At 58.8% G+C, this 14520-nt stretch carries 9 protein-coding genes, 1 rRNA gene and 2 pseudogenes; 10 read left to right on the top strand and 2 right to left on the bottom strand.

What is annotated here, in order from left to right:
• Positions 1–106 precede the first annotated feature (106 nt).
• The 3 genes and pseudogenes from GE543_RS18695 to GE543_RS27985 all read left to right on the top strand — a co-directional run.
• A complete protein-coding gene (locus GE543_RS18695) occupies positions 107–907 on the top strand; it encodes a mechanosensitive ion channel family protein (protein ID WP_103689860.1) in 801 nt (266 codons plus the stop codon).
• A 120-nt stretch (positions 908–1027) separates the two neighbouring features.
• Positions 1028–2134 (top strand): annotated as a pseudogene (locus GE543_RS27990) (FIST signal transduction protein); the annotation flags it as partial.
• A 555-nt stretch (positions 2135–2689) separates the two neighbouring features.
• A pseudogene (locus tag GE543_RS27985) lies at positions 2690–3046 on the top strand (methyl-accepting chemotaxis protein); the annotation flags it as partial.
• Between the two features lie 61 nt (positions 3047–3107).
• Here the strand turns inward: GE543_RS27985 and GE543_RS18685 are convergent.
• Positions 3108–4589, bottom strand: a complete 1482-nt coding sequence (locus GE543_RS18685) for a YdgA family protein (protein WP_046236902.1) — start codon at positions 4587–4589, stop codon at positions 3108–3110.
• A gap of 275 nt (positions 4590–4864) precedes the next feature.
• Between GE543_RS18685 and GE543_RS18680 the strand changes: the two genes are divergently transcribed.
• The 7 genes from GE543_RS18680 to GE543_RS18650 all read left to right on the top strand — a co-directional run bounded on the left by GE543_RS18680 (position 4865) and on the right by GE543_RS18650 (position 14173).
• The gene (locus GE543_RS18680) at positions 4865–5554 is read left to right on the top strand and encodes an HAD-IA family hydrolase (RefSeq protein WP_003413731.1); all 690 of its coding nucleotides are present in this window, start codon (positions 4865–4867) and stop codon (positions 5552–5554) included.
• A gap of 20 nt (positions 5555–5574) precedes the next feature.
• Positions 5575–6582 (top strand): aldo/keto reductase, encoded by a 1008-nt coding sequence (locus GE543_RS18675; RefSeq protein ID WP_153222113.1) that lies wholly within the window; start codon positions 5575–5577, stop codon positions 6580–6582.
• Positions 6583–6900: 318 nt separating this feature from the next.
• Positions 6901–7638 carry a GntR family transcriptional regulator gene (locus tag GE543_RS18670; protein WP_003413733.1) on the top strand — a complete coding sequence of 246 codons (738 nt, stop codon included), beginning with the start codon at positions 6901–6903 and terminating at the stop codon, positions 7636–7638.
• 813 nt (positions 7639–8451) lie between these two features.
• The gene (locus GE543_RS18665) at positions 8452–9228 is read left to right on the top strand and encodes a DUF3050 domain-containing protein (protein WP_153222112.1); all 777 of its coding nucleotides are present in this window, start codon (positions 8452–8454) and stop codon (positions 9226–9228) included.
• A gap of 42 nt (positions 9229–9270) precedes the next feature.
• Positions 9271–10218, top strand: coding sequence for a diiron oxygenase (locus GE543_RS18660; RefSeq protein WP_153222111.1), 948 nt, complete (start codon positions 9271–9273; stop codon positions 10216–10218).
• Positions 10215–13661 carry a non-ribosomal peptide synthetase gene (locus GE543_RS18655; protein ID WP_153222110.1) on the top strand — a complete coding sequence of 1149 codons (3447 nt, stop codon included), beginning with the start codon at positions 10215–10217 and terminating at the stop codon, positions 13659–13661. The genes GE543_RS18660 and GE543_RS18655 overlap by 4 nt, the downstream gene beginning before the upstream one ends.
• A gap of 32 nt (positions 13662–13693) precedes the next feature.
• Entirely contained in the window at positions 13694–14173 is a 480-nt protein-coding gene (locus GE543_RS18650) for an SRPBCC family protein (RefSeq protein WP_032700031.1), read from the top strand.
• Between the two features lie 117 nt (positions 14174–14290).
• On the opposite strand, the gene rrf is transcribed toward GE543_RS18650, so the two are convergent.
• A 5S ribosomal RNA gene (gene rrf, locus GE543_RS18645) occupies positions 14291–14406 on the bottom strand.
• Positions 14407–14520 lie beyond the last annotated feature (114 nt).

Below are 14520 nucleotides of genomic sequence, written 5' to 3'. Positions count from 1 at the left end.
CTCCAGTCAAAACTACCAGTAGCCACCAACCCGCTTTGCCCTTCAATGTACGGCTCCGCTCGTCAGGCCATCTGCCGGGCGAGCCCAGCAGTCGGGAGTAGCGGTGATGGATGCGCTGAATGTCATCAATATCGACACTGACGGAATCAACTCGCTGTTCAACACTGTTATGCAGTACGGAGCGACTGTTGTTTTGAGACTGGTGATCGCCGCGTTGCTGTGGATTGTCGGTCGCTGGCTGATCGGTGTGCTGGTCAGGATGGCGCAGCGTTCGCTGACGCGGCAGCGGTTTGATCCGACGGTCCTGCGCTATGTCGGCTCGTTCATCACGGTGACGCTGAATATCATTCTGGTGATCGCCATTCTGAGCTATTGCGGCATCGAGACCACCAGCTTTGCGGCGCTGCTGGCGGCCGTGGCGCTGGCGATCGGCATGGCCTGGTCGGGTTTGCTGGCCAATCTGGCCGCAGGTGGTTTCATCATCGTGCTGCGGCCCTTCAAGGTCGGCGATCTGATTTCGGCGGCGGGCGTGACCGGAACTGTGGTCGAAATCGGTTTGTTCGTCACGTCGATCAATACTTCGGAAAACGTGCTGAATCTGGTGGGCAACAACAAGATCTTCTCTGACACGATCGTCAATTTTTCCAGCAATGCCTTTCGCAGTGTCGAACTGACCGCGATATTGCCCGGCAGCGCCGACGAGCAGAAGATCATCCCGCGTCTCAAGGATCAGATAGCCCGCCTGCCCAACGTACTGAGCAGCCCTGCAGTGGATGTGCACCTGTCCTCTACGACAGCCGACTCCATCACCCTGTCGGTACGGCCCTATTGCCACAATGATCACTATGATTCAGTGCATCGCCAGACCCTTGCACTCATCAGAGCGTTGATGCTGCACCTGTCCTGAGCGGCACGCATAGGCAAAATTCATCGCCCTTCAAGCTCACCCGAACCTGTTGGCAGCCGATCAATAAGGATCGGTCCATATTCCGCGTGGCCTCTGCTCTTTATCCTTACGGGTTTAACCATGAGCCTTTTATCTCGTTTTCGGGCCGGCACATCGCGGACCGAAGGCGCCATCAGTGTCATTACGTCCGCCCGAGAATTGAACGCCAAGCTGTCTGCGCTGAACTTCGATCCGGTCTATCTGACCGGTTTCGTTTCGCCGCACGTCGACTTCGATCAGGTGGCCAAGTCTGTCGCTGCGCGCTTTCCCAACGCGAAGATCAGCCTGTGCACAACGTCAGGCGAACTGTGCTCGGGCAATGATTCGCTGTACTGCGCGGCAGATAACCAGTGGGACCGGATTGTCCTCGCGCTGTTCGACTCAAGCGTCATCAAGAGTGCGGAGGTGGTGCACATTCCGCTGCACAGCGAAGACATTCGCGGCGCGGGCAAGCGACTGTCGATGCGTGAGCGCATTGCGCGCCTGACCGATTCGATCAAGCGCACGCAGATCAACACCCCCATCGACCACCGCGATACGCTGGCCTACGTTACGTTCGACGGGCTGTCGGCGTCGGAGTCGTTCTTCATGGAAGCGCTGTATGAGTCGGGGCGCTTTCCGTGCCTGTTCGTCGGCGGTTCTGCGGGTGGCAAAGGCGACTTCAAGAAGACCTTGATTCACGACGGCAAACGCAGCTACGAAAATCATGCCCAGGTGGTGTTTCTCAAGAGCGCGAAAAACGTGCGCTTCGGTGTCTTCAAGAGCCAGAACTTCGAGCCGACGCCATTGAGCCTTAGCGTGCTGACGGCCTCCCTGGAGGAGCGTTACATCAGCCAGGTGGTCAACGCCAGAGGCGAGATCACCACGATGGTTGCGGCGCTGTGTGACGCGCTCAAGTGCGAGCGGCATGAGCTGGAAGGCAAGCTGGCGCAGTACTCGTTCGCCATCCGGGTAGGCGAGGAGCTGTTCGTGCGTTCGATTGCGCGCATCGATTATGAAAGCGAGCGGGTTCACCTGTTCTGCGACGTGGCGCCCGGCGAAGAGCTGGTGATGGTCAAACGAACATCCATGATCGACACCACGCGCAAGGACTTCGCGCGCTTTCTGCAGGGCAAGTCCGGAAAGCCGCTGCTCGGCCTGTTGAGCGACTGCATCCTGCGGCGCCTGAACAACGGCAGTGAACTGGGCCGGATGAACGATGTGTTCGGTGCGACGCCGGTGGTGGGTTTCTCGACCTTTGGCGAGATTCTGGGGTTGAACCTCAACCAGACGCTCACCGCCGTGTTCTTCTTCAAGGTGCCCGAAGGGCAGCCGTTCCGCGACGACTACATCGATAATTTCATCGCCTATTACGGAGAGTTCAAGGCGTTCTTTCTGCGTCGGCAGATCAAGAAGCTGGCCGGTCTGAGCCATGTGGTGGTCAAGCAGATCGATCAGTTCAAGCAGCGCAACTTCGTGCAAACCATTGACCCGAGCGGTCTGGACGAGCAGATCCGTCCGGTGTTCGGTGGCCTGAGCGACCTGGGCGATGTGCTGGTCAAGGCCCATCATGATCAGGAAGAAATCGCCGCTCAGTTGCGCCACTACTCTGGCGAGCTGCATGTTTCGATGGACGAGCTGTCGCAGACCATCACCCAGCAGGAAACGGTTATCGACAAAGCGGGCAACACCGTCAAAAGCCTGGTCAGTCAGGCGGACGAGGTGGTGCTGGGCTCGCGGGAGCTGGCCAAGTCCAGCTTGCGTATTCAGTCGGTGGTGCAGACGATCCAGCAGATCGCCGGGCAGACCAACCTGCTGGCGCTCAACGCTGCCATCGAGGCGGCACGGGCGGGTGAAATGGGACGTGGCTTTGCCGTGGTGGCCGATGAAGTGCGCCAGCTTGCGCAGAAGACGTCGCAGAACGCCAACGACATCGGCACCGATATCGAGCGCCTGGCCGAGGAAATTCGTAAGGTGGCGCAGCACATCGAGGAGCAGTCCCTTGAAGTCGGAACGCTGACGGGGCTGTTGTCGGAGCTGGAAGGCTCCAGTGACATGACGGCGGGCACCTCGCAGCGTACCCGGCAACTGGCGGACACCCTGCGGGGCCTGACTCAGTAGCAGCGCCTGCTGTCAGGACGGCAAATGGCCCGTCCTGACAGCAGACCGTGTTACAGGCGGCTTACTGGTTACCCAGCACGCCGACCTTGCCCATGACGTTGCTCATGAACTGCTGCACGGTCATTTTCTGGCCATTGAAGTCGACCATCTGGTTGGCGTAATGCAGGTCGGAGACGATGTTGTCGCCGTCGACCTTGGCCAGTTGCATCATCTCGGCCATGGCACTGGCCATGTCGCCAGCGGCCTTGGCCTGATCGGCGATGACCTTGAGGTCGGTCTGGCCTTCACGCATGGCTTGCTGGGTCGCGAGATCGCGAATCATCGGTTTGGACAGGACGACCCTGGCGTTGACTTCGCCCAGGCTCTTCATGAGCAGCGCATCGGAAGGCTGATCGAGCGTGCCTGGATCGGCGAGGTCCACGGCGATACGCATGTGGCTTTCACCGTTGCTGGTCTTGAGCGAGAGCTTTTCCAGCTCGATGTGCGGTTTGGCTGCCAGCAGCGTTTTCATCTGGGTGTTCATCAGCTCCTGATCAGCCGGGCTCAGCTCCAGGCGGAACGGACGCTTCTCCTGCGCGGCCTCTTGCTGCTGAGGCAGGATTTTATCCTGATACAACTGATACAGCGCCTGAGTCGCCAGCACATCGAAATTGGCGATCTTGAAGCCCATGTGCGCAGAACCGACGTCCTTGCCCGCGTAGGCAATCATGCCGGCATCGTAGTTGATCTGCGCTGCGAGGTTACCGGCATCTTCCTGCGCCAGGTTGGTGTTGGTGAAATCGCGGATCTGTACCTGTGGCTTGCCCACCACCTGGAAACCCGCGTTCTGGATTTTCATGTTGGTGTGGCCCAGATAGAAACCGGACTTGCCTTTGGTGCCGCCCGTGTCGAAGGTCATGCCTTTGATCTCGATGCTGACCGGACCGTCAGGCGACGCGACATTGAGTTGCAAATTGTCCATGTTGCCCGCAAGGCTGAATTTTTCCGCGTCGGCCGACGACTCGGCATTCAGGTTGAGGCCTGAAAAACGGAACGTGCCGTCGACGTCGGTCATCTCCAGCGGGGCCATCTGCAACGTGCCTTTGGTGGCGCGGTCATAGCCGATGCTGGCCTGGCCTGTGAGCGGTGGAACGTCCTTGCTCATGGCGAACCATTTCTCGGCGCTGGGGCTTTTTTCCATCTGGAAATTGCTCAGGGCCATGACCGGCAGCAGGTTCAGGGTCTTCAGATGCGACAGCGGAATGGGGCCGTGCTCGATATGGTCGACGAACAGAAACTGGCCGCCCTGGGTGCTATCGGACAGGTTCTGGATGTCGACGCGGTAGTGCGCCGTGCTGCTGAAGAAGTGCTTATCGAGCGAGAGCATTTCCAGTTTGACGCTGGTGTCCGTGCCCTTGAATGACTTCGCCAGTTCCTGATTGGCCTTGCTGATCGAGTCGTTCAGCGCGCCTTCCAGTTGATTGCCGGTGTACCAGGCACCGGCCGTAGCCAGTGCGCCCGCTACGACGATGACGCCAATCGCTATACCTGCTGATTTATTCATAGTGACGTGAAGATATCCGTTCTGATGATGGGAAAATCGTACCGGGACCGGCAGCGCCGATTGAAAGCCGCGAGAGACTATCATCGGCAGATCCCGACAGCCCAGCCTTCATGGCCATTTCTGTGGGCGCGTCGCCCTTCTGTAAGCGCGTTGGACATGGCCTTGTGCCTTTTGTTGCGCACGCCAATCCCGCGGAAAGGTTTTGAAACAGACCCTAGCCACAGCCTTCCCGGAAACGTTAGGCTGAAACGAATTTGCGAACAGGACGTGATGACATGAGCGAGCAGCAAACACAACGAGGCCCGATCAAGGCCGTCATTTTCGACATGGATGGCCTGTTGCTGGACACCGAGGGGGTGTACACCGAAGTCACCCACTTGATTGCCAGTCGCCACGGTCGCACCTTCGACTGGTCCGTCAAGCAGCACACCATTGGCCGCGGTGCCCGGGACTTCTCGGACTACGTGATCAAGGCGCTGGAGCTGCCGATGTCGATCGACGAGTTTCTCGAAGTCAGGGAGCCCATGCTTGAAGAGCGTTTCCCGCGCGCCGCAGCCATGCCCGGTGCCGAAGCGCTGGTCCGCCATCTGGCTGCGCATAATATTCCGATCGCTGTGGGCACCAGTTCGTCGGTGCATTACTTCGAGGCCAAGACCACTCTGCACCGCGCATGGTTCGAGCTGTTCGACACCGTCGTCACCGCCGACGACCCGGAAGTCGGCGCTGCCAAGCCAGCCCCGGACATCTTTCTGGTCGCCGCCCGCCGTCTTGGCGTCTCGCCTGCCGATTGCCTGGTCTTCGAAGACTCGCCGTTCGGTGTGACCGCCGCCAAGGCTGCCGGGATGTACGCCGTCGCCGTGCCGGACTCGCACATGCCGGTCGAGCAGTACGAGCATGCGGACCTGCTGCTGGGCTCGCTGGCCGATTTCCCGCTCAAGGCGTGGGGGTTGCCTGAGCTCGTCTGAATGACATGGAGATGCTGAGCATGAATTATCGAACCCTTGGCCAGTCCGGCCTCAAGGTTTCCACACTGACACTCGGCTCGATGATGTTCGGTGAGCAGACCGGCGCCGACGAGTCGCTGCGTATCATCGACAAGGCCAGGGATCAGGGCATCAATTTCATCGACACGGCGGATGTCTACAACGCCGGGCGCTCGGAGGAAATCGTCGGTCGGGCCATCGCGGCGCAGCGCAGTGACTGGGTGCTGGCCACCAAGGTCGCCATCGGCCCGGCCGACGGCGTGCCCAACCGCGCCGGCCTGAATCGCAAGCACATGTTCAATGCCATCGAGAACAGCCTGCGGCGGCTGGATACCGACTATGTGGATATCTATTACCTGCACAAGGAAGATCACGACACGCCGCTGGAAGTGACGGTGTCGGCGATTGGCGATCTGATCCGGCAAGGCAAGATCCGCTATTGGGGCGTGTCGAACTTCCGCGGCTGGCGAATTGCCGAAATCGTCAACGTCGCGCAACGCCTGGGCGTCGACAAGCCGGTCATCAGCCAGCCGCTGTACAACATCGTCAACCGCCAGGCTGAGGTCGAGCAGATCACCGCTGCCGCACACCATGGCCTGGGCGTCGTGCCCTACAGCCCGCTCGCCCGCGGTGTGCTCAGCGGTAAGTACGCTCCGGACATCGCTCCCGACAGCGAGAGCCGCGCCGGACGTCAGGACAAGCGGCTGCTGGAAACCGAATGGCGCATGGAGTCGTTGCGTATCGCGCAGCGAATTCAGGCGTATGTGCAGGACAAAGGCGTCGGCATTGTCGAGTTCGCCATTGCCTGGGTGCTCAACAACCAGGCCGTGACCTCAGCCATCGTCGGACCAAGGACCGAGCAGCAGTGGGACGGTTATACCAGGGCACTCACGGTGGAGATCACCGCTGAAGACGAAGCGTTCATCGATTCGCTGGTGACACCCGGCCATGCGTCGACGCCAGGCTTCAATGACGTTCAGCACTTCGTTTCCGGCCGCCTGACGCGCTGAGACGATCACGCCTGCGGCCTTATGCCGCGAGCGCATCACTGTTGCGCTCTGGAACGGTCGTTTCAGAGCGCGCTGTCATAAAAACAACACGTGAAACTCCTGTTACCTATGAATGCGAACTCGGTACGTGGGGTCGATGAGCGCTAAGATAGACGCCTATTTTGTCGAGCTCACCGGGCTGCAGCGCGGTCCGGCGCTCGCCGTTAAACATAATGATGTTTGTATTTTCGCGACGGACTGGCAAGTCTTGGCTAGTCTGTCGGCAACAAAGCGATTAATTGGACGTTGTCCAGCCAGGGTTGATGAAGAAGTAGGTCAATGCGCAAATCAGATAGAGAAGCCTTTCTGGGCTCCGTACTGGGCAATGAGCAGCCTCCGGCGCACCTTGCCAGAACCGTGATTGAAGAAAAGCTGCGAAACGCCATTATCGATGGCAGCCTGCCAAGCGGCACGGCATTGCGCCAGCAGGAACTGGCGACGCTGTTTGGCGTCAGCCGCATGCCTGTGCGCGAAGCACTGCGCCAGCTCGAGGCGCAGTCGCTGCTGCGTGTCGAAACGCACAAGGGCGCGGTGGTCGCACCGTTGATCACCGAAGACGCGGTGGATGCCTATTCCTTGCGCATCCTCCTGGAATCCGAAGCGTTGCGCCTGTCTATCCCATTGCTGGACGCCGATGATCTGGCGGCGGCGAAGGGCTATATCGAGCAGCTTGAGGTCGAGACGGATTTCGGCCAGATCGGCAGACTCAACCGGATGTTCCACCTTTCGCTGTATGCCAAAACCCACAACAAGCGTCTCATGCGTCTGGTTGAAGAAGGCCTGAACGAAGAAGAACGCTTCCTGCGTTTCAATCTTTCCGACATGGGCCTGGGCAAGCTTTCTCAGGATGACCATTGGCAGCTGTTGCGCCTCGCCGAGCAGAAAGCGATCGAGCCCTGTGTCGAAGCACTGCAGCATCACCTCAACCGTGGTGTTCAGGCCGTCACTCAATACCTGAACAGCAAAAAGGCCACTACGGCCAAGTCGACCCGTGCAGTAAAGAAAAACCCCGCCTGAATCATCAAGGCGGTCTATCCAGCAGGCGATGACACAACGTCTGCGGATTGGCCGCTTGCACCTCCCGCCCTCCTCTTCACACCTCCTCGACGCATTGCCAGGCTCAACCTCGGCATGGCGTTTTTATCGCTATTTTCCTGATCTGCCGGATGGCACAACGCCGGAATGAGGCAAACTCGGCCGTGGCGCTGAGGAAACCAACCGGAGGATGTTCCCTGGCTACGGCTGAACGGCTCGCACAGGACTGGAGCGGTTCTCTGTTCATCTGAACTCAATGGATAAGGAGTTGTTGAACGGGGCAAACAGACATTGGAAGTCATTTCCAACTTCGCCCATTAAAAAATCCAGAACCCTGATTATTCAGCACATCGGCAACGCTGGGCGAGGCATTCGCTCATTATTAATAATTCTGACTTAATCAGTCGGGAGGGTTGTCTGCACGCCTATAAAACGTATTCACGCCGTTTTATATGGCAACTTACATGCTAAAAAAACAACCTATTAAATATTATTAAAAAATGATTGCAGCCCTTGATAAGTTTGTTTTAAGTTTTCTTCGTCGTCAGTGATGTCGGCGGCTCACCGGGCGGGACCTCTTGCTATACAAGGGCTGGCGCTCGAAAAGCCAACGCGGCAGGGTGTCTCGAATTGAAATAACCGATGCGTGTTTGCGGCGAACAGGCCCCTCACACTCAGGCCCGTGTTCGCCTCGCACTCGGCATTTCATTGCGTTTTATCGCGGCACTGGCGACACGTTTATATCGTAGAAAACTGCAGTGCTACTTACCGCCCTCTTTCAATAGGACCGTCATCATGCCTTGTGAAAAAACGCTGCTCGCACACAAGAAAGTTGAACTTGGCCGTCATCCGATCTTTGCAGAAATCACCACATTGGATGTACTCCGGCGCTTTATGGAGACCCACGTATTCGCTGTCTGGGATTTCATGTCGCTGACCAAGCGCCTGCAACAGGAGCTGACCTGCACCCAGTTGCCGTGGCTGCCGCCGACAGATGCTTCCGCTGCCCGCCTGATCAACGAGATCGTTCTGGGTGAGGAATCCGATAATCGACTGGGCGCGGGTCATTACAGCCACTTCGAGCTGTATCTGGATGCGATGCGCGAGATTGGCGCGAGCACGGTACAGATCGAGCGCTTCATCGAACTGCAGAGACAGGGCATGCGTTACACAAGCGCGCTGCAACACGTCGACGCGGGGCAGGCGGCGACGGCATTCGTGACACACACCCTCGACATCGCCCTGCATGCGCCGGCACACAGCGTTGCTGCGGCCTTTCTGCATGGACGCGAGAGCGTCATCCCGCAGATGTTCCAGACCATCCTCGATGACTGGGGCATCACCGCCCACCAGGCACCCACCTTCCGCTACTACCTGGAGCGCCACATCGAAGTGGACGCCGAGGACCACGGTCCGGCAGCAGAGCAGTTGCTGGCTCGTCTGGTTGCCGGCGACGCGCAGCGCGAACGAGAGGTTTATCAGACCGCCATCGCCGCTGTGGAAAGCAGGATCCAGCTGTGGGACACGCTGCGCCTGAGCATGCGAACGCCGCTCGTGCAGGCCAGCGCGTAAGACCCGCCCGCAACACCCTGAAGCCTTTACAAGGAAGCCATCATGAAAGCAGAAGACTACATGTCGTTCATCGATGCGTGGGAAGGTCGCGCCACCATTCGTACTCGCCCACGCAGGATGGTCGAGAACGATGACAAACTGATCTACCCCCTCAGCCGCCAGCCGCTGGTGCTCAGCGACACGTTCACCCGCGAGTGTGCGCATTTGCGCGATTACGCGCTGGTGCAGAGCCTCTACAAGTTCATCAATGATGTGGTGATCTTCGAGACCGAAATCGTCGACAGGACCGCGCGCAGCATCGCCAAGGACCACTTCACGATTCGCTTCCCGTTTGCCTGTCGCTATGACGCGATGACGGTGGTGGTCGATGAGGACTATCACGCACTGGTCGCGATGGACTTCATGCAACAGACCATTGCCCTGACGGGCATAGAACCTATCCCGTTGCCGGACGAGATTGAACTCAGCCGGGCCATTCCCGCCGCACTGGCTCTGGCCCCCGAGCATCTGCGCAGCGCAGTGGAGCTGATCTGTGTCGCCATCGCGGAGAACACCGTGACCAATGACGTGGCGGCGTTCGCCAAGGACGAATCGGTCAAGCAATCGGTCAAGGGTCTGATGGCCGACCACTTGCTGGACGAGGGTCGTCACTCGGGTTTCTGGGCGCGGCTGGTACGCATCTACTGGCACACCGCAGCCGAGCAGGACCGGGCGGCCATCGCCCGCATCATGCCGGTGTTCATCGCTCAATACCTGACCAACGATATTCAGAATGGCTTCGACTTCACCCTGATCGACCACCTGCAGGTGCCGGACACCATCAAGCACGCGCTCAGGGAGGAGACCAGGGCTGTGAGTTTTCCAGTCAACCGCCATCACCCACTGGTGGCCAACATCGTGCGCTTCTTCAAGAACAGCTCGATGCTGGACGATCCTTGTGTACAGCGTGCGCTGGCGGACTATCTGCCTGCGCAGGGGACGCTGCAATGAAGCGCCTGGAGATTGTGCTCATCGGTCACAGCCTGACCTTGAGTGAACTGAATGCCGAGCTGCTGGACCACGGGCATGGCGTGCGGCATCTGTCTGATCAGCAGGCGCTGGACGCGTTGAAGATGCCTGATGGCGGCGTGCTGATCGAAGACGGCAGCCTGGACGTTTACGAGGAACAACTGAATGCGTTCGGCCACTGCACGCATCTGCGCCTTCGGGTCGGTTTCGGCAATGCGCTGGAGTACGGGTTACCTCGGCTGGAGCTGCTGTGCTGGCATGGCGCTGCCCAGGCCCGACGCTTGATCGTTCGTGAGTGGCTGCCGGTCGAGGAATCAGGCAACGGTCGCGTACTGCGGGATGCCACTGTCGTAGCCATGGTGGATCTGGCGACATTGCAGATCAGCCGTTTATCCAGAGACGACGACTATTTCAACGGTCTGACAAGCGCCACACCCGCCCAGAGCGATCGACAGCATGGCTTGCAGGCGATTGATCAATTGCTGTTCGAGCATCGCCTCAATCAGACAGATCAACCGCACCTGCTGAAACTGGCCGAAATACCCATCATCGAGCGGCTGGAGCAGGCGTTGCTCACGTTTGCCGAACGCCCGGCACTGACCGTTCGCAACCAGACGCTCAGCTATCGGCAACTGCACGCGCACAGCCTTGCTATCCAGCGCTTGCTGCGGCCGTTGCTGGCGCACGCGAAAGCCGACGCACCTCCGGTGATTGGTATCTGCCTGCGCAAGTCAGCCGAGCTGTATGCCGGCATCCTCGCGATTCTGGGTTGCGGTGCAGTTTACCTGCCGCTTGATCCCGGCCAGCCCGTGCAGCGTCAGCAGTACATTCTGGAAAACTCGGGGGCGATGCTGTTGCTGCACGATGGCTCGCACCCGCTGGCGGCTGCGGAGTTTCCGGCGCTGGATATCGCGGCGGTGCCTGTCGAGGATGGAGCTTCAGCGCATACATGCGCCGCTGTCGATCAGGATGCGCCCTGCATGGCGCTGTACACGTCGGGCACCACCGGGCAGCCGAAAGGCGTATTGCTCAGCCAGCGCAATCTCAGCCACTTCACCGCCTGGTACGCCGAGCATGTGAGCCTGAACGAACACAGCCGGGTGCTGCAATTCTCTACGCTGAGTTTCGACTCGTCGATCATCGACATTTTCCCCACCTGGCTAAGTGGTGCCGAACTGGTGGTCCCCGATGAAAATCAGCGACGTGATCCGTTGCAGTTGGTCCGCGTGCTGCAACAAGGCATCACCCATGCATTCCTGCCGCCGGCGCTGTTGAGCATCCTGCCGCTGGACCAGCCGCTGGGGCTTGAGCATGTCATGACCGGAGGCGACGTCTGTGAGCCGCATGTGATTGCGCAACTCACCGGCCAATGTCATTTCCACAACCTGTACGGCCCCACCGAAGCCACCGTGTTGGTTACCGCCTGCGAGTTCAGTCCGTCCAGCAGCAACCGCCATCTGGGCCGACCGATCGCTAACAGCCAGGCGTGGATTCTGGACGAGCAACTGCAGCCCGTGGCCGAGCAGACTCAAGGGGAGCTGTACATCGTCGGACCCGGTGTGTGCCTGGGCTATGTAAACAACCCCGAGCTTACCGCCGAGCGTTATGTGTGGCTGACGAAACCGGATGGGCAACTGATGCGTGCCTACCGTACCGGCGATATGGCCAAGTGGACGGCTGACGGCATCGTCCTCAGCGGACGCCGTGATAATCAGGTGAAGATTCGCGGTTTTCGGGTCGAGCCAGAAGAGATCGAGCATTGCCTGCGCGACAGTGGACTGTATCGACAGGTCGCCGTGGTGATCGACAGGCAGCGGCGAATTCTGGCGTTTCTCGCTCAACCGTATCTTGAGCATGACGAACAGGCGTTAAAGGCGCATGTACAACGCCTGTTGCCTGATTACATGCATCCCGCCGTCTACACGATGTTGCCCGGCCTGCCGTTCGCCAGCAACGGCAAGGTCGATCGCAAAGCGCTTCTGGAAATACCGCTGAGCTTTATCGGGCAGCACACTCGTCGCCAGCCCGAGACGGAGCAGGAACGGGCGCTGCTGGAGCTATGGGGCGAGCTGTTGGAGCTGCCGCCAGACGACATCTCGACTGATGAAAGCTTTTTCAATCTCGGAGGCCACTCGATCCTGCTGTCACGCCTGTTGCTGGGCGTTCGTGAACGCTTTGGGCGCAGCATTCCGATCAATCGTTTTATCGAAGCACCGACGGTGCTGACACTGGCCAGCCTGATCTACAGTGACGGCACTTCTACCGGAGTCCTCAGTGCTCAGGCCCTGCGGGATGCGAACCCGGACTTTCAGCTGGCTACATTGCCTGTCAGCAGAATGGGTGATGTTCATAAGGTGATTGTCACGGGTGCCAACGGCTTCCTGGGTGTGCATATCGTCGAAGCGCTGCTCGACTGGGGGGCAACCGAGATCGCCTGCCTGGTGCGCGAGACTTCTGGACAAAGCGCGCAGCAGCGCTTCGAACATGCCCTGCGGGAAAACCGCCTGGATCACCTTGACCTGAGTCGCGTGAAGGTCTACCCCGCTGACCTGACCAAGCCTCGGTTGGGGCTCAGTGAAGCCGTGTATGAACGACTGGATCTCAAGTTTGGTGCATTGGTGCACAACGCTGCCAATGTGAACCATGTTCAGGACTATGAAACCCTGATCAAAGACAATGTGGCCCCGGTTTTTGAATGCCTGAAGCTGTGTGAGGGGCGCAGTAAGAAGGTCTTCAATTTCGTTTCGACGCTGTCGGCCTGCAGTGCCATCGATGCCGTCGGCAATGTGCTTGAACAACCCGCTGCCGCGACCCCGCCGATCTACATCAAGAACGGCTACAACCTCTCCAAGTGGGTGGCTGAGCGCATCCTGCAATGTGCCCGCGACCAAGGTGCGTGGGTGAATATCTATCGCCCCGGCAACATCGCCTTCAACAGCGTTACCGGTGTGTGTCAGCCAAAGAAAAACCGTTTGATGCTGATGCTCAAGGGCTCGCTGCAATTGGGTCAGGTTCCGGCATTCGCCATCAACTTCGACCTGATGCCGGTGGACTTTCTGGCGCGCTTCATCGGCTTCCATGCCAGCCGTTACCAACCAGAACACGCGGTGTTCAATCTGCATAACCCCGAGCCCTTGAGCTGGAGCGACTACGTGCACGCCTTCCGCGAGGCAGGGCGTCAGTTCGAGCTGGTCAGCGTCGAGCAATGGCAGGCGCAACTCCGACGCGTCGACAGCCAGAACGCGCTGTTTGGCGTGCTGGGGTTCTACCTCGACGGGTTTGAAGAAGACATCGGCGATATCTCGATGATCGAGCACCGCAACACCCTGAACGGCATTCGTTGCATGGGCGAGCAATACCCGCAGAAAACTCCAGCGTTGCTGCGCAGGGGCTGCGATTACCTGAAAGAAATCGACTTCATCTGAGCCATTACCCACTGAGATAAATGGAGAACGACATGAACACACTTCACAGCAATCTGAAACCCGACACCCTTATCAAGAACCCGGTGGCGTGCCGAGTGGTGTCCGCCGTGGACGTCTCCGGTGACGCGGCCAGCGTGTGGGCTATTGTCGGCAACTTCGGCGGCTTCCAGGCATTCATACCGGCGCTGGAGAGCATCGAGGTCACCGGTGAAGGTCCAGGCTCGGTCCGCAGCAAGCTGTTCAAGGATGGCAACGTGGCCATCGAACAACTGAACTCCAGGGACGATCAGGCGCTTTATATGACCTGGTCACTGATCCACACCAGCTTGCCGGTCAGCAATCTGTGGGCGGCAATGACCGTTGAAGCCAGTGGTGATGGCGATACCTGCATCGCCAGTTGGACGATTGTTGCCGACCCTGTTGAGGGAGGGCCTGAAGGGGATGCATTCGAGGCGTTTCTTCAGGGGTTTGCAGATGGCGCAATGAGTAACGTGCGCAGCCTGTTTGGCTGATTGACGCTGCATCACAGCAGCCCGCTCGGAGCGAATGCCTGAGCGGGCTTTTTTGTTTGATGACCCATTACGACAAAACCCCTCATCGCGTAAGCGATGAGGGGTTTCGGAATTCAATCTTGACGATGACCTACTCTCACATGGGGAAACCCCACACTACCATCGGCGATACATCGTTTCACTGCTGAGTTCGGGATGGGATCAGGTGGTTCCAATGCTCTATGGTCGTCAAGAAATTCTGTTGCTGATCCGTTAGCAGGTAACGTTCCAGCGAATTTTGGTGACTTCTACTTAAACAAAAACCCTCAACGCGTAAGCGATGAGTGTTTCTGGAATTCAATCTTGAC

Origin of the sequence: Pseudomonas sp. SZ57 (assembly GCF_009495975.1) — a bacterium.
In the GTDB taxonomy this organism is placed as follows: Bacteria; Pseudomonadota; Gammaproteobacteria; order Pseudomonadales; family Pseudomonadaceae; genus Aquipseudomonas; species Aquipseudomonas syringae.
This window is presented reverse-complemented; position numbering and strand designations above follow the sequence as displayed.